The organism is Enterobacter quasiroggenkampii (genome assembly GCF_043972695.1).
Lineage (GTDB): Bacteria > Pseudomonadota > Gammaproteobacteria > Enterobacterales > Enterobacteriaceae > Enterobacter > Enterobacter quasiroggenkampii.
In genome coordinates, this window is the sequence record NZ_CP143745.1 from 164,550 (window position 1) to 184,686 (window position 20,137).

The 20,137-nt window shown below is 55.7% G+C and carries 25 protein-coding genes; 4 read left to right on the forward strand and 21 right to left on the reverse strand.

The genetic code is table 11. The features are described 5' to 3' along the window. Nucleotides 1-97: 97 nt before the first annotated feature. Entirely contained in the window at nt 98-571 is a 474-nt protein-coding gene (locus tag V1572_RS00895; RefSeq protein ID WP_196347496.1) for an A24 family peptidase, read from the forward strand. Here V1572_RS00895 and bfr read toward each other — a convergent pair. The 11 genes from bfr to fkpA all read right to left on the reverse strand — a co-directional run bounded on the left by bfr (nt 555) and on the right by fkpA (nt 8,756). Beyond that, complete coding sequence (gene bfr, locus V1572_RS00900; protein WP_008503492.1) at nt 555-1,031, reverse strand: bacterioferritin; 477 nt, start codon at nt 1,029-1,031, stop codon at nt 555-557. The two genes, V1572_RS00895 and bfr, sit on opposite strands and share 17 nt — an antisense overlap. A 72-nt stretch (nt 1,032-1,103) precedes the next feature. Beyond that, nucleotides 1,104-1,298: a bacterioferritin-associated ferredoxin gene (bfd, locus tag V1572_RS00905; protein WP_008503493.1), complete on the reverse strand. Its 195-nt coding sequence runs from the start codon at nt 1,296-1,298 to the stop codon at nt 1,104-1,106. A gap of 179 nt (nt 1,299-1,477) precedes the next feature. Then, a complete protein-coding gene (gene tuf, locus V1572_RS00910) occupies nt 1,478-2,662 on the reverse strand; it encodes an elongation factor Tu (protein ID WP_014068448.1) in 1,185 nt (394 codons plus the stop codon). A gap of 69 nt (nt 2,663-2,731) precedes the next feature. Continuing rightward, nucleotides 2,732-4,846: an elongation factor G gene (gene fusA / locus V1572_RS00915; RefSeq protein WP_008503004.1), complete on the reverse strand. Its 2,115-nt coding sequence runs from the start codon at nt 4,844-4,846 to the stop codon at nt 2,732-2,734. 96 nt (nt 4,847-4,942) lie between these two features. Next, nucleotides 4,943-5,413, reverse strand: coding sequence for a 30S ribosomal protein S7 (rpsG, locus tag V1572_RS00920; protein ID WP_004106370.1), 471 nt, complete (start codon nt 5,411-5,413; stop codon nt 4,943-4,945). Nucleotides 5,414-5,509: 96 nt separating this feature from the next. Next, nucleotides 5,510-5,884, reverse strand: coding sequence for a 30S ribosomal protein S12 (gene rpsL / locus V1572_RS00925; protein ID WP_000246815.1), 375 nt, complete (start codon nt 5,882-5,884; stop codon nt 5,510-5,512). 124 nt (nt 5,885-6,008) lie between these two features. Then, entirely contained in the window at nt 6,009-6,296 is a 288-nt protein-coding gene (tusB, locus tag V1572_RS00930; protein WP_045909310.1) for a sulfurtransferase complex subunit TusB, read from the reverse strand. Nucleotides 6,297-6,303: 7 nt separating this feature from the next. Continuing rightward, complete coding sequence (tusC, locus tag V1572_RS00935) at nt 6,304-6,663, reverse strand: sulfurtransferase complex subunit TusC (protein ID WP_063622727.1); 360 nt, start codon at nt 6,661-6,663, stop codon at nt 6,304-6,306. Beyond that, nucleotides 6,663-7,049 (reverse strand): sulfurtransferase complex subunit TusD, encoded by a 387-nt coding sequence (gene tusD, locus V1572_RS00940; protein WP_023294706.1) that lies wholly within the window; start codon nt 7,047-7,049, stop codon nt 6,663-6,665. The genes tusC and tusD overlap by 1 nt, the downstream gene beginning before the upstream one ends. Continuing rightward, nucleotides 7,049-7,771: a transcriptional regulator gene (locus tag V1572_RS00945; RefSeq protein ID WP_003861697.1), complete on the reverse strand. Its 723-nt coding sequence runs from the start codon at nt 7,769-7,771 to the stop codon at nt 7,049-7,051. Before V1572_RS00945 ends, tusD begins: the two co-directional genes overlap by 1 nt. Nucleotides 7,772-7,937: 166 nt before the next feature. Next, the gene (fkpA, locus tag V1572_RS00950; protein WP_008503008.1) at nt 7,938-8,756 is read right to left on the reverse strand and encodes an FKBP-type peptidyl-prolyl cis-trans isomerase; all 819 of its coding nucleotides are present in this window, start codon (nt 8,754-8,756) and stop codon (nt 7,938-7,940) included. 238 nt (nt 8,757-8,994) lie between these two features. Here fkpA and V1572_RS00955 point away from each other — a divergent pair, with 238 nt between their 5' ends. After that, nucleotides 8,995-9,213, forward strand: a complete 219-nt coding sequence (locus tag V1572_RS00955; protein WP_008503009.1) for a protein SlyX — start codon at nt 8,995-8,997, stop codon at nt 9,211-9,213. A 51-nt stretch (nt 9,214-9,264) separates the two neighbouring features. Here V1572_RS00955 and slyD read toward each other — a convergent pair whose 3' ends face one another. The 4 genes from slyD to kefG all read right to left on the reverse strand — a co-directional run bounded on the left by slyD (nt 9,265) and on the right by kefG (nt 12,523). Beyond that, on the reverse strand, nt 9,265-9,855 hold the full coding sequence (slyD, locus tag V1572_RS00960) for a peptidylprolyl isomerase (RefSeq protein WP_008503010.1): 591 nt from the start codon (nt 9,853-9,855) through the stop codon (nt 9,265-9,267). A 94-nt stretch (nt 9,856-9,949) separates the two neighbouring features. After that, a complete protein-coding gene (locus tag V1572_RS00965; RefSeq protein ID WP_395299629.1) occupies nt 9,950-10,150 on the reverse strand; it encodes a YheV family putative zinc ribbon protein in 201 nt (66 codons plus the stop codon). Nucleotides 10,151-10,163: 13 nt separating this feature from the next. Next, complete coding sequence (gene kefB / locus V1572_RS00970; protein WP_045909312.1) at nt 10,164-11,969, reverse strand: glutathione-regulated potassium-efflux system protein KefB; 1,806 nt, start codon at nt 11,967-11,969, stop codon at nt 10,164-10,166. Further along, nucleotides 11,969-12,523, reverse strand: a complete 555-nt coding sequence (gene kefG, locus V1572_RS00975; protein WP_021242220.1) for a glutathione-regulated potassium-efflux system ancillary protein KefG — start codon at nt 12,521-12,523, stop codon at nt 11,969-11,971. Before kefG ends, kefB begins: the two co-directional genes overlap by 1 nt. 135 nt (nt 12,524-12,658) lie before the next feature. Here kefG and V1572_RS00980 point away from each other — a divergent pair, with 135 nt between their 5' ends. Then, nucleotides 12,659-14,563 (forward strand): ABC transporter ATP-binding protein, encoded by a 1,905-nt coding sequence (locus tag V1572_RS00980; RefSeq protein ID WP_136195929.1) that lies wholly within the window; start codon nt 12,659-12,661, stop codon nt 14,561-14,563. Nucleotides 14,564-14,578: 15 nt separating this feature from the next. Then, nucleotides 14,579-15,511: a LysR family transcriptional regulator gene (locus tag V1572_RS00985; protein WP_045909314.1), complete on the forward strand. Its 933-nt coding sequence runs from the start codon at nt 14,579-14,581 to the stop codon at nt 15,509-15,511. Between the two features lie 93 nt (nt 15,512-15,604). Here the strand turns inward: V1572_RS00985 and mdcH are convergent, their stop codons facing one another. The 6 genes from mdcH to mdcC form a co-directional block, all read right to left on the reverse strand. Then, nucleotides 15,605-16,501, reverse strand: coding sequence for a malonate decarboxylase subunit epsilon (gene mdcH / locus V1572_RS00990; RefSeq protein WP_196353015.1), 897 nt, complete (start codon nt 16,499-16,501; stop codon nt 15,605-15,607). Beyond that, a complete protein-coding gene (locus V1572_RS00995; RefSeq protein WP_069720580.1) occupies nt 16,501-17,118 on the reverse strand; it encodes a malonate decarboxylase holo-ACP synthase in 618 nt (205 codons plus the stop codon). The genes mdcH and V1572_RS00995 overlap by 1 nt, the downstream gene beginning before the upstream one ends. 2 nt (nt 17,119-17,120) lie before the next feature. After that, the gene (locus V1572_RS01000; protein WP_063622731.1) at nt 17,121-18,080 is read right to left on the reverse strand and encodes an AEC family transporter; all 960 of its coding nucleotides are present in this window, start codon (nt 18,078-18,080) and stop codon (nt 17,121-17,123) included. Nucleotides 18,081-18,202: 122 nt separating this feature from the next. After that, nucleotides 18,203-19,003 carry a biotin-independent malonate decarboxylase subunit gamma gene (mdcE, locus tag V1572_RS01005; RefSeq protein WP_126534908.1) on the reverse strand — a complete coding sequence of 267 codons (801 nt, stop codon included), beginning with the start codon at nt 19,001-19,003 and terminating at the stop codon, nt 18,203-18,205. After that, on the reverse strand, nt 19,003-19,836 hold the full coding sequence (locus V1572_RS01010; RefSeq protein ID WP_395299630.1) for a biotin-independent malonate decarboxylase subunit beta: 834 nt from the start codon (nt 19,834-19,836) through the stop codon (nt 19,003-19,005). Before V1572_RS01010 ends, mdcE begins: the two co-directional genes overlap by 1 nt. Continuing rightward, nucleotides 19,829-20,128, reverse strand: a complete 300-nt coding sequence (gene mdcC / locus V1572_RS01015) for a malonate decarboxylase acyl carrier protein (RefSeq protein WP_023294711.1) — start codon at nt 20,126-20,128, stop codon at nt 19,829-19,831. The genes V1572_RS01010 and mdcC overlap by 8 nt, the downstream gene beginning before the upstream one ends. Nucleotides 20,129-20,137 lie beyond the last annotated feature (9 nt).

Sequence of the window (20,137 nt, forward strand, 5' to 3'; positions counted from 1 at the left end):
GGTTTGTTTCGAGCCGCTACGCATCTTCGTTTTTTGTGCATTGCCGGACAGGCCGATTATAACGACTATGCGCTCAAACCCGTTTGAGGCCTTTTACATGCTAACCTCCCTCCCCTTTCTGCTGATCTATCTTTCACTGACTGCCTTACTGGTACATGCCGATATTCGCTACGGTCTGCTTCCCGATAAATTTCTCTGCCCGCTGCTATGGGCTGGGCTGCTCTTCCAGCTCTGTATCCAACCTGAATTTCTGCCGAGCGCGGTGGCGGGTGCGATGGCTGGATATATTGGCTTTGCCGTTATTTACTGGGGCTACTGGTTTATCTGCCGGCGTGAAGGTATGGGATATGGCGATGTGAAATACCTGGCGGCGCTTGGTGCATGGCACGGCTGGTGCGTACTGCCAATGCTGGCGTTACTCGCGGCGCTGATGGCGCTTCTTTGCATTCTTGTCTTTTCGTTCATTCGCCCTGATAAGAAGGCAATAAAAAACCCGCTGCCTTTTGGGCCATTTCTGGCAGCAGCGGGTTTATGCGTAGGCTGGAAGACGTTGCTTATTCTTCCACTTTAATCTGTGACTGAAGATAGTTTTGCAGGCCAATTTTAGCAATGAGATCCAGCTCTGTTTCCAGCCAGTCAATATGCCCTTCTTCATCGGCCAGGATCTGGATCATCATATCGCGGCTGACGTAGTCATGTACGCTGTCAGCATAGGCAATGGCTTCACGGAGATCTTTAGCGCCTTCAAGTTCCAGCCTGAGGTCGGAACGCAGCATCTCTTCGACATCTTCTCCGATACCCAGCTTGCCGAGATCCTGCAGGTTTGGAATGCCTTCAAGGAATAAAATACGCTCGATATATTTATCAGCGTGTTTCATCTCATCTATAGATTCATGGTACTCAACGTCGTTTAAACGTTTGAGTCCCCAGTTTTTGAACATTCTCGCGTGAAGAAAATACTGGTTGATTGCGACAAGCTCATTTCCCAATAATTTATTGAGATAACTTATGATTTTAACATCACCTTTCATTATATAGTCCCTCCGCTTCCACTCATTGAAGCGTAGATCGGGCTACAGGGATGTCAAAAAAAAGATGGGCGCTTACGCGATCTCTTTGTATTCCGGGATCTGCATCAGTTCGTCCTGCATGATCTCTCGCGCAGCACGTACACATTTACCGCATTGATTTCCCACCGGAACAAATTTGCGAAGCTGCTGGAATGACTGGGGCTGAAACTGGCGAACGGCCTGACGTATTTTTTTGTCGCTTACACCATTACATAAACAAACGTACATAGAAACTCCCGTTCAAATTATGCGCAAAGTGTAAGTGAGAATGGTTATGATTACAATAGCACAAACGCCAGAATGCGGGGCGGGAGCAGGCAAAAAATGCGAAATTTTGTGACAACGCCTGAGCGGCAGAAAACAAAAAAGGACGCCGAAGCGTCCTTTTTTTATTCGGGGATAATTAATTAGCCCAGAACTTTAGCAACAACGCCCGCGCCAACGGTACGGCCGCCTTCACGGATTGCGAAACGCAGACCGTCGTCCATCGCGATTGGGTGGATCAGAGTCACAACCATCTTGATGTTGTCGCCTGGCATTACCATCTCAACGCCTTCTGGCAGTTCGATGGTACCGGTCACGTCAGTAGTACGGAAGTAGAACTGTGGACGGTAGCCTTTGAAGAACGGAGTATGACGGCCGCCTTCGTCTTTGGACAGGATGTACACTTCAGATTCGAACTTGGTGTGTGGCTTGATTGAGCCTGGCTTAGCCAGAACCTGACCACGTTCGATTTCTTCACGTTTGATACCACGCAGCAGAACACCAACGTTCTCACCAGCACGGCCTTCGTCCAGCAGTTTGCGGAACATTTCAACGCCAGTACAGGTAGACTTCGCAGTCTCTTTGATACCAACGATTTCAACTTCTTCACCAACTTTGATGATACCGCGCTCTACACGACCGGTAACAACGGTACCACGACCGGAGATGGAGAATACGTCTTCGATTGGCAGCAGGAATGGCTTGTCAATCGCACGCTCTGGTTCTGGGATGTAAGAATCCAGGAAGCCAGCCAGTTCGATGATTTTCGCTTCCCACTCAGCTTCGCCTTCCAGCGCTTTCAGAGCAGAACCACGAACGATTGGGGTATCGTCGCCTGGGAAATCGTACTGAGACAGCAGTTCACGAACTTCCATCTCTACCAGTTCCAGCAGCTCTTCGTCATCAACCATGTCGCATTTGTTCAGGAACACGATGATGAAAGGAACGCCTACCTGACGACCCAGCAGGATGTGCTCACGAGTCTGAGGCATTGGGCCGTCAGTCGCAGCAACAACCAGGATCGCGCCGTCCATCTGCGCAGCACCGGTGATCATGTTTTTAACATAGTCGGCGTGGCCTGGGCAGTCTACGTGTGCGTAGTGGCGAGTCGGGGTGTCGTACTCAACGTGAGAGGTGTTGATGGTGATACCACGAGCTTTTTCTTCTGGTGCGTTATCGATCTGGTCGAATGCACGAGCAGAACCACCGTAGGTTTTAGCCAGAACGGTAGTGATTGCAGCAGTCAGGGTAGTTTTACCATGGTCAACGTGGCCGATAGTACCAACGTTGACGTGCGGTTTTGTACGTTCAAATTTTTCTTTAGACACGGCTATATTCCTTACTATAGTGCTCTCCCCTGTGGAGAGAGCACGGGACTTAGGTTTTAATCCTGTGGATTACTTACCACGGGCTTCAATAACGGCCTGAGCAACGTTGTTAGGCGCATCATCATACTTCAGGAATTCCATGGTGTATGATGCACGACCTTTGGTCAGAGAACGCAGCTGAGTTGCATATCCGAACATTTCAGACAGCGGAACTTCAGCGTGGATCTTAACGCCAGTTACTTCGGATTCCTGACCACGCAGCATACCGCGACGACGGCTCAAGTCACCGATAACGTCACCGGTGTTCTCTTCAGGAGTTTCTACTTCAACCTTCATGATTGGCTCAAGCAGAACTGGTTTTGCTTTCTTAAAGCCTTCTTTAAAGGCAATAGACGCAGCCAGTTTAAACGCCAGTTCAGAGGAGTCAACGTCGTGGTAAGAACCGAAGTGCAGACGAACACCCATGTCAACAACCGGATAGCCAGCCAGAGGGCCCGCTTTCAGCTGTTCCTGGATGCCTTTATCAACGGCTGGGATGTATTCGCCAGGAATTACACCACCTTTGATGTCGTTGATGAACTCGTAACCTTTCGGGTTAGAGCCCGGCTCCAGTGGGTACATGTCGATCACAACGTGACCGTACTGACCGCGACCACCAGACTGCTTAGCGTGTTTACCTTCAATGTCGGTAACTTTCGCGCGAATCGCTTCGCGGTAAGCAACCTGAGGTTTACCCACGTTCGCTTCAACGTTGAATTCACGCTTCATACGGTCAACGATGATGTCCAGGTGCAGTTCACCCATACCAGCGATGATGGTCTGGTTAGATTCTTCATCAGTCCATACGCGGAATGATGGGTCTTCTTTCGCCAGACGGCCCAGAGCCAGACCCATTTTTTCCTGGTCAGCTTTGGTTTTTGGTTCAACTGCGATGGAGATTACCGGCTCTGGGAATTCCATACGCTCCAGAATGATCGGGTGATCCGGGTCACACAGGGTGTCACCAGTGGTCACGTCTTTCAGACCGATAGCTGCAGCGATGTCGCCCGCACGAACTTCTTTGATCTCTTCACGTTTGTTAGCGTGCATCTGTACGATACGGCCAAAACGCTCACGCGCCGCTTTCACGGAGTTCAGGATGGTGTCACCGGAGTTAACCACACCAGAGTAAACGCGGAAGAAGGTCAGGTTACCCACGAATGGGTCGGTAGCAATTTTGAACGCCAGTGCAGAGAATGGCTCTTCGTCGCTTGCGTGACGCTCAGCCGGGGTATCTTTACCGTCGTCCAGGATGCCGTTGATCGCAGGAACGTCAACTGGGGATGGCAGGTAGTCAACTACCGCATCCAGCATCGCCTGAACACCTTTGTTCTTGAACGCAGAACCACAGGTTACCAGGATGATTTCGTTGTTCAGAACGCGCTGACGCAGAGCTTTTTTGATCTCTTCTTCAGTCAGTTCTTCACCACCCAGGTATTTCTCCATCAGCTCTTCAGAAGCTTCAGCAGCGGATTCGATCAGGTTCTGGTGCCATTCGTCAGCCAGGTCCTGCATTGCAGCTGGGATATCTTCGTATTCGAAGGTAACGCCCTGGTCTGCATCGTTCCAGTTGATGGCTTTCATTTTCACCAGGTCGATAACGCCGGTGAAGCCTTCTTCAGCACCAATTGCCAGCTGCAGCGGAACAGGGTTCGCGCCCAGACGGGTTTTGATCTGACCAACAACTTTCAGGAAGTTAGCACCCATACGGTCCATTTTGTTAACGAACGCGATGCGTGGAACTTTATATTTGTTCGCCTGACGCCATACGGTTTCAGACTGTGGCTGAACACCACCAACTGCGCAATAAACCATTACCGCGCCGTCAAGAACACGCATGGAACGTTCTACTTCGATGGTGAAGTCAACGTGCCCTGGGGTGTCGATGATGTTTACGCGATGCGGTTCGTACTGCTTAGCCATACCTGACCAGAATGCAGTAGTCGCTGCGGAGGTGATAGTGATACCACGCTCCTGCTCCTGTTCCATCCAGTCCATGGTGGCTGCGCCGTCATGAACTTCACCGATTTTGTGGTTTACACCGGTGTAGAACAGAATACGTTCGGTAGTAGTGGTTTTACCGGCGTCGATGTGCGCACTGATACCGATGTTACGGTAGCGTGCGATGGGTGTTGTACGAGCCATTTGATTCCTCGTTTATATCTTTAGGCGTTCAGTTAAGTTACCCAGAGCGGGCGGCTTCTCTGAAGCGCCCGCCTGGTGACTAAGACTCCGAAGGGATTACCAACGGTAGTGTGCGAACGCCTTGTTGGCTTCTGCCATACGGTGAACGTCTTCACGTTTCTTAACTGCAGTACCTTTGTTGTCTGCAGCATCAGAAAGTTCGTTCGCCAGACGCAGAGCCATGGATTTATCACCGCGTTTACGAGCAGCTTCAACGATCCAACGCATTGCCAGGGCATTACGACGAACCGGACGAACTTCAACTGGAACCTGATAAGTAGAACCACCAACGCGGCGGGACTTAACTTCTACAGTTGGGCGAACGTTGTCGAGAGCGACTTCGAAAGCTTCCAGTTCATTTTTACCAGAACGCTGAGCCAGGGTCTCAAGCGCGCTGTATACGATTGCTTCTGCAGTAGATTTTTTACCATCTACCATCAGGATGTTGACAAATTTTGCCAGCAGTTCTGATCCGAATTTCGGATCTGGAAGAATTTTACGCTGACCAATGACGCGACGACGTGGCATGGGAATACTCCGTTGTTAATTCAGGATTGTCCAAAACTCAAAGAGTTTAGTGTGACATTAAGATAAATCAGTTTGGCCTTACTTAACGGAGAACCATTAAGCCTTAGGACGCTTCACGCCGTACTTGGAGCGAGCCTGCTTACGGTCTTTAACACCTGAGCAGTCCAGCGCACCACGAACGGTGTGGTAACGAACACCCGGAAGGTCTTTAACACGACCGCCACGGATCAGGATCACGGAGTGCTCCTGCAGGTTGTGACCTTCACCACCGATGTAGGAAGTCACTTCGAAACCGTTAGTCAAACGCACACGGCATACTTTACGCAGTGCGGAGTTTGGTTTTTTAGGAGTGGTGGTATATACACGAGTACATACGCCACGTTTCTGCGGGCAGGCTTCCAGCGCAGGCACGTTGCTTTTCGCAACTTTGCGTGCACGTGGTTTGCGTACCAGCTGGTTAACTGTTGCCATTAAATAGCTCCTGGTTTTAGCTTTTGCTTCGTAAACACGTAATAAAACGACCTCATACAATATGAGGACGCGAAATTTTAGGGCTACGTCGAAAAGGTGTCAAGAAATATACAGCGATCTCAAATCACCAGTTCATTTGACTGGCGTGCGTCACAGTAAGATTGACGAAATCAGTATAGCCAACCACGTCAATTTTGGCTGAAATTTGACCAGAAAGACCCCGCGCATCCAGATCGTCTTTCAGCGCAGAGACTGTTATGGGGGCATTCGTGAGAATTTCAACGAAACGACTGCCTTCAAGTGCGGCAAGCACGCCGTCCTGAATCAGCAGCAGATCATCACCGTCGCGCAGCATACTCAGTAACGCGTCGATGTCACATTGCCATGGTGAATGGCTCAGAGTATGGAGCATGGCAGCCTCAGAAAGTCAGAACGGTGTCGTAGTGGGAAAGGTGTTCGCGCAATGCCGCAGAAGACACGACGGTCACATCCAGCACGAAAGGCGTCTTCTCATCCAAACCGCGAGCGGCCAGCGAATCGGCGCAGACATACAGGGTTTCAATGTCGTACAGCGGCAGCACTTTGAAGGTCGCGATGTAATCCCGCGCCAGAATGGCCTGTGGCTGCTGATCCGCCAGAAGCTGAAACACCCCGTCCCCCAAAAAGAAGACGCCGATATCTTCGGTCAGCGCGGACGTCGCAAGTAACGCATCCAGCCCTTCTCGGCCTGAAGCGCTACCGTGCGGCGCAGACGTAAACACAAATGCCACGCGCTTCATCAGAATTGCACCACTCTGTCGCAGGTTAACGCCGCCTGTGCCAGCGCGCCCAGGCCACTTAACGAAAAACCGGGCTGCAGGTTAGAACCCGATAGACCAAGACGCGCGGCTTCGGTTGCATCTGTCACGCCGCGGCGCAGTGCCGCCGCGACGCAGATATGCAGTTCTACGCCCTGCTTTTCGTTTAGTGCCTGCCAGCCGCGCACCACGTCAAACTCATCGCTCGCCGGTGACGTAAACTGGTTCGCGTTATACACCCCTTCCCGATAGAAGAAGACGCTCGCCAGCTCATGTCCGGCTGCCAGCAGCGCATGCGCAAACTGCAGCGCGCTGCTGGCCTGCTGAGTCCCGTACGCCGGGCCGGTCACCATTAACGCAAAACGCATTACTTGTCTTGTCCCAGGAAATCACCGCTTTTGAACTGGCGAATATAGAGATAGACCGTGTGCTTGGAGATGTTCAGACGATCGGCCACCTGGTTGATGGCGTCTTTAATATCAAAAATCCCTTTTTCATAGAGATTGAGCACGATCTGACGATTCTTGGCGTTGTTCGAGACGTTGCGGTCAGCATTCACCTCTTCAATGGTGAACTCCAGCGTCTGCGTCACAAGATCTTCGACGGAAGAGGCAAAGTTAACAGAAGAGCCAACATCCGGCGTTTCGGGTGGAATAAAGGTGCTCATGATCTGCGAGAATGGCACATCAAGGTTCATGTTGATGCACAGCAGCCCAATCACGCGATGCTCGCGGTTTCGAATCGCGATGGTTTCTGACTTCATCAGCACGCCGCTTTTGGCGCGGGTGAAATAGCATTTGGAGACGCTGCTGTCCGCGCCGGTCATGTCATGCAACATACGCAATGCAAGGTCGGTAATTGGCGAACCAATTTTACGGCCAGTATGCTCACCATTCGCAATGCGGATGGCGGAACACTTCAGATCTTGCAGGGAGTGCAAGACGATTTCGCAGTGGGAGCCAATGAGCATCGCTAACCCGTCCACTACCGCTTCATAGGATTTCAGAATATCGAAGTCGGTCTGATCGAAAGGACGTTGATCCAGTAAATCAAGTTCACTGGTTTCGTTGGTTAAAAGCGACCTGGACATGAAAAAAACACTCCTTTTCAGGAGCCTGTCGTTAGGTTTTCAGGGCAGGCTCATTATCTACACGGACAACTAAATTAATACAGCGTGCCTAACGCTTTCCAGTGTTAATTATACCTGCCCCACAATAAAAAACCGCCGCCTTAAAGGCGGCGGTTTTTTTTCAGCATTACTTCTTAGCGGCAGCGGCTTTATCGTCAGCCGGTGCGTCTGCCTTGGCATCCGCTTTCGGTGCCGGTTTGATGTCCAGCAGCTCTACGTCAAAGACCAGGGTAGAGTTGGCAGGGATACCTGGAACGCCGGTTTTGCCATAGGCCAGATCCGGTGGAATAACCATCTTGATCTTGCCGCCTTTCTTGATGTTTTTCAGGCCTTCAGTCCAGCCAGGGATCACACCATCCAGACGGAAGGAGAGTGGCTCACCACGGGTGTAAGAGTTATCAAACTCTTTACCGTCGATCAGCGTACCTTTGTAGTTCACAACAACCGTATCGCTGTCTTTAGGCGCATCGCCGGTGCCTTCTTTCTCAACTTTGTACACCAGGCCAGTCGAAGAGGTTTTCACACCCTTCTCTTTAGCAAAGGCATCGCGGTAGGCTTTGCCTTTCGCTTCGTTGTCTTTAGCGTCCGCGTCCATCTTGGTCTGCGCGGCGCCCTTCACACGCGCTTCGAACGCCTGCAGAGTCTGTTCAATTTCCTGGTCAGACAGCTTGCTCTTATCGGCAAATGCGTCCTGAACGCCCGCGATAAGCTGAGCTTTATCCAGTTTGATGCCCAGTTTCTCTTGTTCTTTCAGAGAGTTTTCCATGTAACGACCCAGAGATGCGCCCAGTGCGTAGGCGGATTTCTGGTCGTCATTTTTGAACGCCGCTTTGCTGTCTGCAGTGGCAGCAGGCTTCGCAGCAGTATCAGCAGCGAATGACAGCGGCGCGTTCAGCGCAACAGCCATCGTCGTCGCCAGCAGCGTTACTTTAAACAGTGATTTCATCCATATCTCCAGGGCCTGGGGACTCTCACCCCAGCGTTAAACGTAAATGAGTGACGTACTATAAAACGTTGCAGAAGAAATCTACAGACAGACACGTCCAATTCTCGCCACTTTTCAGACTATTTTTGTTTAAATAAGTTTCTTGCCAGAGGGATGCGAACTGTACTTAAGGATAAACTCAGTTAAACTGCGCCGCCGCTGGGCCATTATGGCGAATCTGAAATAAACGAGGTGAATGATGAAGGATACAACGATAGAAGCGAGAATGGCTGAGCTGGAAAGCCGCCTGGCTTTTCAGGACATCACCATCGAAGAGCTAAACCAGACCGTGACCGCACATGAGCTCGAAATGGCGAAACTGCGGGATCATATGCGCCTGCTGACGGAAAAGCTGAAGGCTACGCAGCCGTCGAACATTGCCTCTCAGTCGGAAGAGACGCCACCTCCTCATTATTGAGGCGTAAAAAAAGCGGGATTATCCCGCTTTTTTATTTTCCGCATGACGGAATTAGTGGCAGCCGCAACCGCCGTTACCGCAACCACCTTTACCGTGGCCGTGGTCATGACCATGGTCGTGGCCGTGACCACCGCAGCAGCCATCGTGGCCGTGATCGTGGTCATGGTCGTGACCGTGCGCACCGTGAACGTGGCCATGAGCCAGCTCTTCTTCGGTCGCTTCACGGATCGCAACAACTTCTACGTTGAACTTCAGGTTCTGGCCAGCCAGCATATGGTTGCCGTCAACCACGACGTGGTCGTCTTCCACTTCGGTGATTTCAACCGGAACCGGGCCCTGGTCGGTTTCTGCCAGGAAGCGCATGCCAACCTGCAGTTCGTCAACGCCCATGAACACGTCTTTAGGAACGCGCTGAACCAGGTTGTCGTCATACTGACCGTAAGCGTCGTTCGCGCCTACAGCAACGTCAAATTTGTCGCCAACTTCATGACCTTCCAGCGCGTTTTCCAGGCCGGAAATCAGGGAACCGTGACCATGCAGGTAGTCAAGCGGCGCACTCACCGGAGACTCATCAACCAACACACCGTCTTCTGTACGTACCTGATAGGCCAGGCTGACCACCAGGTCTTTTGCTACTTTCATGATATCTCCTGAGCGTGGGAAAATTGCTGGCGCAGATTGTAGCGGAAATCTGCACCTGTGTACCCTTTAGCTTAAAAAAACTCAGGGCATATCGCTAGTCCGGATGAAAAATCCCGATAACTTGCTCTTCTTTGCGAACGTGATCGCGGGCCTCTTTGTCGGCCTCACGCATCTGGTGACCGCACTTAACACACTCAACAACATCAATATTATTTTCCCGCCACATCGCCAGGGTATCTTGTGCCTGGCAGGTCGGGCATTTTGCACCCGCGATAAAGCGTTTACGTACAACCATTTTTCGTTACCCTTTATTCAAATTCATCCCAGCCATCGAGCTGGCGTCGTTCCTGCTGCATCTCACGCTGGAAGATCTCCTCCAGCTCGCGACGCGCTTCCCGCACGCGGGAGATCTGCGCCGTATCGGTATGTACCGGCATCAGCTCGCGCAGCATCCGCATATCCAGCCGGCGGAAGTGCATCTGGGCACGCTGCGCCTGATGCGGATGCATGCCAAGCGAGATCAGCGCCTTGCGCCCCAGCTCCAGCGCACTGGAGAACGTCTCACGGGAGAAGTGTTTCACACCCGCCTGCAATAATTCGTGAGCTTCAACACGTCCCCGCGCACGCGCCAGAATATGCAGATGCGGGAAATGCTGCTGGCAGAGATCCACCAGCTTCATCGTGTCTTCCGGGTCGTTACAGGTAATGACGATGGACTCTGCCGCCTCTGCCCCCGCCGAGCGCAGTAGCTCGAGCTGGGTCGCATCGCCGTAGTAAACCTTGTAGCCGTATTTGCGCATCAGGTTGACCGCGCTGATATCCCGCTCCAGCACCGTAATGCGCATTTTGTTCGCCATCAGCAAACGCCCGATCACCTGTCCAAAGCGGCCAAAGCCCACCACGATCACCTGGGGCTTATCATCCTCCACCCACGGCGCTTCGTCTTCATCGTCTGTCGGGTTCAGGCGGCGCGACAGCAGTTTATCCACCAGCTTCATCAACAGCGGCGTGGTCATCATTGACAGCGTGACCGTCACCAGCAAAAGCGCCATCTGATCGTCTTTAAACAGCTTCTGGGAGGAGGCGGTAGAGAACAGCACAAACGCGAACTCGCCTCCCTGACTCAACACGCTCGCAAACTGCATGCGTTCCGAACTGCGCAAGCCGTAAATGCGCGCCATGACGTACAGCACCAGCGTTTTCACCGCCACCAGGATGGCCACGCTCACCACAACCCACAGCAGATGTGTATAGAGCACGCCAAGGTTGAGCGCCATCCCCACCGAAATAAAGAACAGGCCTAACAGCAGCCCTTTAAAGGGATCGATGGCAATTTCCAGCTCGTGCCGGTATTCACTTTCCGCCAGCAGCACCCCGGCGATAAAGGTCCCGAGCGCCATCGACAGCCCCAGCGCATCCATAAACAATGCCGACCCCAGCACCAACAGCAGCGTCGCGGCGGTAAACACCTCGCGCACGCCGGATGCGGCAATAAAGCGGAACACCGGACGTAACAGGAAACGTCCGCCAATCAGCATCCCCGCGAAGGCCAGCACCTTCATCGCGATTTTCGCCCAGTCGAAGTGGTCGTCGCCGGAGCCCGCCAGCAGCGGCACCAGCGCCAGCGCCGGGATGACCGCCAAATCCTGGAACAGCAGCACCGAAAAACCCAGTTGACCGGCTTCGTTGCGGTTCATCCCCTTGTCGCGCATTAGCTGCAGGGCCATCGCCGTCGACGACATCGCAAGGCCTATCCCGCCTATCACCGCCGCCTGCCAGGAGAAATTCGTCAGCATTAACAGGCCACCCAGAATCGCGGCGCTGAACACCACCTGCGCGGCACCCACGCCAAAGATGGAGCGTCGGAGCTGCCACAATTTAGAAGGGTTGAGCTCAAGGCCGATGATGAACATCAGGAACACCACGCCCAGTTCGGAGAAGTGAAGAATTTCATCTACATCGCTGATGAATCCCAGTCCCCAGGGGCCAATCGCGATCCCCGCCAGCAGATACCCCAGTACTGCACCGATACCAATACGCGCAGCAAGCGGCACCGCGACGACGGCCGCAAATAAAAACAGCACCCCGGCGAGGAGCAAATTCGATCCTTCCATTAACGACCTCCTGCCGGAATCGGTGACGCCAGCCATTCACCATAGGCTCTGGCGTGGCTGGCCAGTTCTTTCGGATCCTGACGTCGGGCCCAGTAGACAATAATCGGGCTCATCCAGTGCATACGGCACATCGCCGCCGTCAGCTCGAAAGGCCGCAGAATGTCGCTCATCGGATAGCGGTTCAGCCCGTCGTGGCGGTAAGCGCTTTCGGGTTCACCGGTCGTAATCACGCTACGCCAGTACTTTCCCGCCAGCTGGTTGCCCCCTACCCCGCTGGAGAAGCCCCGGCTCAGCACGCGGTCCAGCCACTCTTTGAGCAGCGCCGGACAGCTGTAGGTATAAAGCGGATGCTGGAACACAATCACGTCATGCTGACGCAGCAGTTCCTGCTCGTAAGGAATATCAATAAAGAAATCAGGATAGTGCGCGTAGAGATCGTGCACCGTCACGTTACTGAGCTGTGTGGCCGGCTTAAGCAGCACCCGGTTTGCCACCGAGTCCTGAGATTCCGGATGGGCATACAGCAGCAGCACTTTTGCTGTCTGAGACATCATTCCCCTCCCGGTCTTGTTTCTGTTTTTGTGTATCGTTGTTGTTTTGGGCTACCATGGCGGCCCGGTGCGGAAAATGGCCCACACCTTACATTATCATAATGACAAATTAACATAGTCGGAACATACGGCGCTTCTATGATTGTTTTCTCCTCGTTACAAATTCGTCGCGGCGTGCGCGTCCTGCTGGATAACGCCACTGCTACCATCAACCCAGGCCAAAAAGTGGGTCTGGTCGGCAAAAACGGCTGTGGTAAATCCACGCTGCTGGCGTTGCTGAAAAACGAGATTAGCGCGGATGGCGGTAACTTCACCTTCCCGGGGAACTGGCAGCTCGCCTGGGTGAACCAGGAGACGCCAGCCCTGAGCGAACCGGCACTCGACTATGTTATCGACGGCGACCGGGAATACCGTAAGCTCGAGGCGGAACTTAACGCCGCTAACGAGCGCAACGACGGTCACGCCATCGCCACCGTTCACGGCAAGCTGGACGCCATTGACGCGTGGACCATTCGCTCCCGCGCCTCCAGCCTGCTTCACGGCCTGGGCTTCAGCAATGAACAGCTGGAACGCCCGGTCAGCGACTTCTCCGGTGGCTGGCGCATGCGCCTCAACCTGGCGCAGGCGCTGATCTGCCGCTCTGACCTGCTGCTGCTCGATGAACCGACTAACCACCTCGATCTCGATGCAGTTATTTGGCTGGAGAAGTGGCTCAAGAGCTATCAGGGCACTCTGATTCTGATCTCCCACGACCGAGACTTCCTCGACCCGGTGGTGGATAAAATCATTCATATCGAACAGCAAACGATGTTCGAGTACACCGGCAACTACAGCTCCTTCGAGCGCCAGCGCGCGACGCGTCTTGCCCAGCAGCAGTCCATGTACGAAAGCCAGCAGCAGCGCGTGGCGCACCTGCAGAGCTTTGTGGATCGCTTCAAGGCCAAAGCGTCAAAAGCAAAGCAGGCCCAGAGCCGCATCAAGATGCTGGAGCGCATGGAGATGATCGCCCCGGCGCACGTCGACAATCCGTTCCACTTCAGCTTCCGCGCCCCGGAAAGCCTGCCAAATCCGCTGCTGAAAATGGAAAAAGTCAGCGCGGGCTATGCCGACCGCATTATTCTCGACTCCATCAAGCTCAACCTGGTGCCGGGTTCACGTATTGGTCTGCTGGGACGCAACGGTGCCGGTAAATCGACGCTGATCAAACTGCTGGCGGGCGAGCTTAACCCGGTCAAGGGTGAAATCGGCCTGGCGAAGGGCATCAAGCTGGGTTACTTCGCCCAGCATCAGCTGGAATTTTTACGCGCGGATGAATCCCCGATTCAGCACCTCGCGCGTCTGGCGCCGCAGGAGATGGAGCAGAAGCTGCGCGACTACCTCGGCGGCTTCGGCTTCCAGGGCGATAAGGTCACCGAAAACACCGAGCGTTTCTCGGGCGGTGAAAAAGCCCGTCTGGTGCTGGCGCTGATCGTCTGGCAGCGCCCGAACCTGCTGCTGCTCGATGAACCGACCAACCACCTGGATCTCGATATGCGTCAGGCGCTGACCGAAGCGCTGATTGAGTTCGAAGGCGCACTGGTGGTGGTTTCGCACGACCGTCACCTGATCCGTTCCACCACGGACGATCTCTACTTAGTGCACGATGGCAAAGTCGAACCGTTCGACGGCGATCTGGAAGACTACCAGCAGTGGCTGACGGACGTGCAGAAGCAGGAGAACCAGCCGGAGGAGTCGGCGAAAGACAACGCCAACAGCGCGCAGGCACGTAAAGACCAGAAGCGCCGTGAAGCGGAGCTGCGCACTCAGACGCAGCCGCTGCGTAAAGAGATTGCCCGTCTCGAAAAAGAGATGGAAAAGCTCAACGCCACGCTTGCCGCTGTTGAAGAGAAGCTCGGTGACAGCGGTCTGTATGACCAGAGCCGTAAAGCCGAACTGACGGACTGCCTGCAAACGCAGGCGAAGACCAAATCCAGCCTCGAAGAGTGCGAGATGGCGTGGCTGGACGCGCAGGAACAGCTGGAAGCGATGCTGCAGGCTGACTGATCCACCGGGAGGGCTATGAGTTTCGATAACACGAGCGAGATTACATTCCGCAAACTCAGCATCTTCATGACGTTTATGGAGAAGGGGAATATCGCGCGTACCGCCGAAACTCTGGGCCTGAGCGGCGTCAGCGTTCACCGTGCGCTGCACACGCTGGAAGAGAACGTGCGCTGCCCGCTCTTTACCCACAAGGGGCGCAACCTGATTGCTCTCCCTTCCGCCTGGACCTTGCTGGAATATTGTCAGGAAGTGATGCAGGTGATGGAGCGCGGGCTGGAAGCGTCGCGCAAAATTGCCGGGATCGGCCAGGGGCGGCTGCGCGTGGGCACGCTCTACTCGCTCACCCTGGAAACCGTGCCGCGCCTGATTATGGGCATGAAGCTGCGCCGTCCGGATCTGGAAATGGATCTGACGATGGGCTCCAACGAAACCCTGCTGCACATGCTGGATGAAGGCTCGCTGGACGCCATTCTTATCTCCATTTCCGAGAGCGATATCGACCGTAACAGCCTCGAAGTGCTCCCCCTGTTCCACGACGATATTTTCCTTGCCGCACCGGCCTCCGCGACGCTCAATACCCGCGGCCCGGCCGATCTGCGCGACTATAAAGATCGGAAATTTGTCTCTCTTGCGGAAGGGTTCGCCACCTATGCAGGCTTCCAGGAGGCGTTTCATATCGCCGGGTTCGAGCCGGAGATTGTTACCCGTGTGAATGACATTTTCTCCATGCTCAGTCTGGTGCAGGCGGGAGTGGGCTTTACGCTGATGCCGGGCAGGATGAAAAAGGTCTATGAGAATTCCGTGCAGCTCCTGAAGCTTGCCGAGCCATACCAGATGCAACAGCTGATCGCCATCGTCTTTGCCCGCAACCGCGAGCAGGATCCAAGCCTGCGGGCGCTGGCCGCCGAAGGGCGGATGTATGCCCGCAGTTTGCAGGACGGAGCCTGAGGTCGTGCCGGGTGACGACGCGTCGCGTCTTACCCGGCCTACGTTCGTGCAGTTGTAGGCCCGGTAAGGCGCAGCCGCCACCGGGCTAAACCATCACGCACGGAGTCGCTTAGCCAGATGTACTGCCACGTCCACCCCGCTGCGCTCCAGCGAAATGGTCTCTCCTTCCCACGGTGCCTGACGCGTCAGGCAGGTCAGTACGCCGCCGGGGGGCATCTCGATCGCCAGCCGGGCTTCGCGTTCATTCGCTGAAATCATCGCCTCCTGCCAGCGCACCGTGCGCGCCATGTTCATCGCCAGATCGTCGGCGATCTTTTCCGGCTGCCACAGCACGCGCCCGGTGCTGCCACTCAGGTAGGCGCAGCGTGGGCGTGAAAGCGTGACCGATTCGAACGCCGTTGCCAGCTTTTGCGCGGGTGCTGTCAGCAGTTCGCAATGCGACGGCACGCTGATCGCCAGCCGTTTGGCCTTGCTCGCCCCTTTCGCCAGCGCGCGCGACGCCGCCTCCGCCATCCCTTCATCGGTTCCGGCAATCACGATCTGCGTTTCGGCATTCAGGTTGGCAATGTAGGTCCCGGTGCCCTGGATAAGGTCTTCCACCTGCGGCAGAGTGAGCCCCATAATTGCCGTCAGGCCGTAGCCGTGCGGATACGCCTGCTCCATCAGATCGCCACGCAGCGCCACCAGCTTCAGCGCATCCGTGAAGTCCAGCGCGCCTGCGATGACCGCCGCCGGATAAGCGCCGATGGACAGCCCGCTGACGATATCCGGCGCCACGCCGCGCCGTTCCAGCTCGCGCGCCCAGGCCACGCCTGCAATTAGCAGGCAAAGCTGAACCGCGCGGGTATGGCTTAACGCGTCTGCGCTATCCAGCGTATCCACTTCGGTGCCAAGCACCTCACGCGCCTGAGCCAGTTCCGTTCCCGGCAGGTTTTGCAGCATGCCTTCGTGCTGCGTGCCCTGCCCCGGAAAGGTAAACACTATTTTCATCACTCCTCCCTGCGCCACGGATCCGCCACCAGGCGCGGTCCACGGCGGGTTTTCAGCAGCGTTTTGCCGTCACGCAGCCACTCCGCCAGCGCGAAACCGCCCTCGGGCGTATCCACCTGCGTATCGGCACGACACAGCGCACGGCTTAACCGGGACTGCCACGTCGTCAGGGCGTCCGGTGAGATTGGCAGTGGAGCGCGGATAAGCAGATCGAGATCGCTGTCGGCATGGATCACCGGGATACCGGTCGCCAGCGCGTAGCCGGTACTGCCGGTAATGCCCCATGTCCACGGCCACGCCTGCTGAGAAAGCTGAAGCGCCACCTGAACGGGTGGCTGAGTCACAAAGGGCGAGCGCAGCAGTTCGGCCGCAACGCTCAGGTCTTCCGGTGAAACCACGCGTAACACGTTTTCGGGCTTCACCCATCCGGCCGCCCGCTGGTCGCGACGTAAACCGCGTACGCCAACGGGGATCCGGCCTTCGCTATCCACATCACGCCGCACCACCACCGGCAGGCCGGTATGCCAGGCGGCCTCCACCCAGGATTCAGTGATGCCTTCCAGCGCATCGCGGGCAGTAAGCCAGATAAGGTCGTGCGGGCGTAATGGGGTAGTCATGGTTACATTCCTGAAGTCAGCGAGATAAACAGCGGCAGCGACAGGATACACAGGACGGAGCTTAACAGCAGCACGGCTTCTGCATCCGGCGACTGCACGCCAAAGCGGTTACCGAACACAACGCCGAAGAAGCCCGCAGACAGCGCAATCATCAGGATAGCGGTGATCGCCACGGAGCCGTGCAGACCGAAGAGTAAGACGATACCCCAGGCAATGGCTGGCTGAATCAGCAGCTTAGCGATCGTGGAGGTGATGACCATGGTATTAATCTGCAGCTTACGGGCAGAGAGGATCACCCCGGTCAGGAACAGCGCCGCAGCGGTCGCGGACAGTCCCAGCGGTTTGATCGCCGCCAGCACCAGCTCCGGCATTTTGATGCCAATGGCGGACAAAATCACGCCCAGCAGCGGGCCCATCACGATCGGTTTTTTAATGGAGCGCCACATCAGCACCGGCAGCATTGAGAGCGTTGAGCCGGAGCTATTGCCCTCAGCGCGCGCTTTTTCACGCTCCAGAATGAGCAGGCAGAACGGGGTCATCAGCACCGAACCGCAGGCGATGGAGACCGCGACGGAGAGCGACGTAGAGGAGCCTTCGCCCAGCACGCTGCCCAGAATCGGCAGACCCAGCGCTGCATAGTTGGGCAGCGCGACGGTGAGCGTCAGCACGGCCGCATCCTGTGGCGATTTCTTAAAGACGCCGGTGGCAAGGAAGTAGATGACCGCATAGGTGATCCACATCGCCAGCGTCAGCACCAGGATCAGCGGCGACTGGGCAACGATGCCGGTCCACGGGGTTTGCACGGTGGCACTGAACAGCGCGGCAGGCAGTGCAAAATCCATTACGAAGATATTAAGCAGGGAAACATTTTTGTTATCGACCATCTTTGCCTTGCCGGCCCAGAATCCCAGCAGCATGATGACGAAAATCGGTGCAAGAGCATGAACAATTACGTAAGTCATAAATCACCTGTAGTAAAAAAGTTTTAGCACTGGCGCGATGATTATTATTTTCAGGATGCAGGTTCCCGCGTGGGCGCTGTCACGCGCCCACGGGTTGATGCATCTGGCAGGTCTCTTTTTACTTACCAGCTGGCTCGCATACGTTCGCGTACGAGCGCCGAGCTGCGGCGATTGTCAGCACCCAGACGGTTTTTCAACGTGGTGTCCTGACGAGCGTCACTGATGGCCTGTTGCAGGGTGGATTTCACCAGCGTCAGATCGTTATCGGAGGGGGCATCCGGGTTGCTGATATCCAGCAGGTTAGAGAGCAGCCCCAGCGTGGCGTAGTTGCTGATGTCGTACGCCATGGGCGGAATGGTCGCCGCCAGTTTTTCCAGCGCCTCGACGGTACGCAGCGTGATGCGCGCCGCAGACTCTTTGCCCATCGCGTGGATCAGCACGCCTTTATCGTTAAAGGCGATCAGGCGGTTGGCCTGGTAGCCGTGCGCCAGGAACGCGCCGGACATCGCCTTGCCGACGATAAGCCCAATCACCGGGTGACCGGCCAGGCGGGCATTCGCATAGGCTGCTGCCGCACCGGCCAGCGCCTGATGAATCCCAAACGCCTCTTCGCGTCGGCCATAGGCCTGGCTTGGGACGTCGATCACCGCCACAATCGGGCGCTTCACGGCTTTATCGGCATCCGCCGCGACGGTTTCACTGACCACTTTCGCCAGGGTCCAGCCTTCCAGCAGACCGACTTCCCCTTTCGCCGCGCGCGGGAAGTGGTTGTTGGCATCCGGCACCACGGCAACAAAACGTACCGCCTCGCCGTTTAGCTCACCGTCTGCCGCCTGGACGGACGGGCATAGCCCCTCGATACGTTTGGCGTTCGGGGCGAGGATGTCCAGCCAGCGTTCGCCACGGCTTATTGCGTTACTCATCATTTCACCTCCCGGGCAAAAAGCGCGTTAATTTGTTCGGCATCAGCCTGTTTGCGGGTGTCGAAATTCGTCAGACGGTTCAGGTAATCGTCGTAGTTATCGGTGCGATGTTTTGCCGGCACGCCTTTGGCGATCGCCTCGTTCATCGCGGCTTTCACCGCGTTGATGCCATCACCCACCAGGGCATCCACCAGCCCGCTTTGATAGCGCACTTCACCGCCGGTCATGCTCCAGATAAACGGACGATCGCGGGAGTCGTACTCCTCAATACCCGCTTCCTGTTCGATAACCTGCGGGCCGTTGAGGCCAAGACGCGCTTCGCGGGTCACGATCAGGTAGCTGCACAGCGCCGCCGCGATGGACATCCCGCCGAAGCAGCCCACGGTTCCGGCCACAATGCCAATAACCGGCGTGTAGCGACGCAGGTCCACAATCGCCGCGTGAATATCGGCAATCGCCGCCAGGCCGAGGTTCGCCTCCTGCAGACGCACGCCGCCGGTTTCGAGGCACAGCACCGCCTGAGTCGGAATGCCGTTGCGGTTATCTTCCGCCGCCAGCTCCAGCGCCGCCGCCATTTTGGCGCCGGACACTTCGCCCATGCTGCCGCCCTGGAACGCGCCTTCAATCGCCACGACGACGGCAGGCTTACCGTTGATGGTGCCCTTCGCCACCACCATGCCGTCGTCCGCCTGCGGCACAATGCCCTGTGGCCCAAGCCACGGAGAAATAATGCCTTCAAACGGATCCTGCAGTTCGCGGTAGCTGCCCTCGTCGAGCAGGGCCTGCGCGCGCTGGCGCGCTTTCAGTTCGATAAAGCTGTTGTCATCACGCATGGCTCACCCCCTCAAAAACCTGTTCGATGCGAATGCGCGCCACGCCCGGCGTCGCGCCGAAGTCGTGGATGGTCAGCTTCCCTGCGGGCAGGCTGCTGACGGTTTGCAGACGGTTGAACAGCGCCTCCCAGCGCCCCCGGCTGTTGTCCACGGAGGTGGTGATATCAATGGTTAACGTCTGACCCGGTTCGGCGGTGAAGAGCACCTCCATATCCCCGGAACCGACTACCCCTGCCAGCGCCCTGCCGCTTAACGTGCGGCTGGCTGGCACGGTCAATGTGATTTTTTCCATAACATCCTC

Bases quoted from the DNA above. Each gene is read 5' to 3' on its own strand.
- mdcH (WP_196353015.1), bottom strand. From the start codon at position 16,501: ATGAAAATAGTGTTTACCTTTCCGGGGCAGGGCACGCAGCACGAAGGC.
- tusB (WP_045909310.1), bottom strand. From the start codon at position 6,296: ATGCTCCATACTCTGAGCCATTCACCATGGCAATGTGACATCGACGCG.
- V1572_RS01000 (WP_063622731.1), bottom strand. From the start codon at position 18,080: ATGACTTACGTAATTGTTCATGCTCTTGCACCGATTTTCGTCATCATG.
- fkpA (WP_008503008.1), bottom strand. From the start codon at position 8,756: ATGAAATCACTGTTTAAAGTAACGCTGCTGGCGACGACGATGGCTGTT.
- V1572_RS00895 (WP_196347496.1), top strand. From the start codon at position 98: ATGCTAACCTCCCTCCCCTTTCTGCTGATCTATCTTTCACTGACTGCC.
- V1572_RS01010 (WP_395299630.1), bottom strand. From the start codon at position 19,836: ATGCGTGATGACAACAGCTTTATCGAACTGAAAGCGCGCCAGCGCGCG.
- mdcE (WP_126534908.1), bottom strand. From the start codon at position 19,003: ATGAGTAACGCAATAAGCCGTGGCGAACGCTGGCTGGACATCCTCGCC.
- slyD (WP_008503010.1), bottom strand. From the start codon at position 9,855: ATGAAAGTAGCAAAAGACCTGGTGGTCAGCCTGGCCTATCAGGTACGT.
- V1572_RS00965 (WP_395299629.1), bottom strand. From the start codon at position 10,150: ATGGTTGTACGTAAACGCTTTATCGCGGGTGCAAAATGCCCGACCTGC.
- bfr (WP_008503492.1), bottom strand. From the start codon at position 1,031: ATGAAAGGTGATGTTAAAATCATAAGTTATCTCAATAAATTATTGGGA.
- V1572_RS00995 (WP_069720580.1), bottom strand. From the start codon at position 17,118: ATGACTACCCCATTACGCCCGCACGACCTTATCTGGCTTACTGCCCGC.
- V1572_RS00985 (WP_045909314.1), top strand. From the start codon at position 14,579: ATGAGTTTCGATAACACGAGCGAGATTACATTCCGCAAACTCAGCATC.
- fusA (WP_008503004.1), bottom strand. From the start codon at position 4,846: ATGGCTCGTACAACACCCATCGCACGCTACCGTAACATCGGTATCAGT.
- tusD (WP_023294706.1), bottom strand. From the start codon at position 7,049: ATGCGTTTTGCGTTAATGGTGACCGGCCCGGCGTACGGGACTCAGCAG.
- mdcC (WP_023294711.1), bottom strand. From the start codon at position 20,128: ATGGAAAAAATCACATTGACCGTGCCAGCCAGCCGCACGTTAAGCGGC.
- kefG (WP_021242220.1), bottom strand. From the start codon at position 12,523: ATGATGTCTCAGACAGCAAAAGTGCTGCTGCTGTATGCCCATCCGGAA.
- V1572_RS00955 (WP_008503009.1), top strand. From the start codon at position 8,995: ATGAAGGATACAACGATAGAAGCGAGAATGGCTGAGCTGGAAAGCCGC.
- rpsL (WP_000246815.1), bottom strand. From the start codon at position 5,884: ATGGCAACAGTTAACCAGCTGGTACGCAAACCACGTGCACGCAAAGTT.
- bfd (WP_008503493.1), bottom strand. From the start codon at position 1,298: ATGTACGTTTGTTTATGTAATGGTGTAAGCGACAAAAAAATACGTCAG.
- V1572_RS00945 (WP_003861697.1), bottom strand. From the start codon at position 7,771: ATGTCCAGGTCGCTTTTAACCAACGAAACCAGTGAACTTGATTTACTG.
- kefB (WP_045909312.1), bottom strand. From the start codon at position 11,969: ATGGAAGGATCGAATTTGCTCCTCGCCGGGGTGCTGTTTTTATTTGCG.
- V1572_RS00980 (WP_136195929.1), top strand. From the start codon at position 12,659: ATGATTGTTTTCTCCTCGTTACAAATTCGTCGCGGCGTGCGCGTCCTG.
- rpsG (WP_004106370.1), bottom strand. From the start codon at position 5,413: ATGCCACGTCGTCGCGTCATTGGTCAGCGTAAAATTCTTCCAGATCCG.
- tusC (WP_063622727.1), bottom strand. From the start codon at position 6,663: ATGAAGCGCGTGGCATTTGTGTTTACGTCTGCGCCGCACGGTAGCGCT.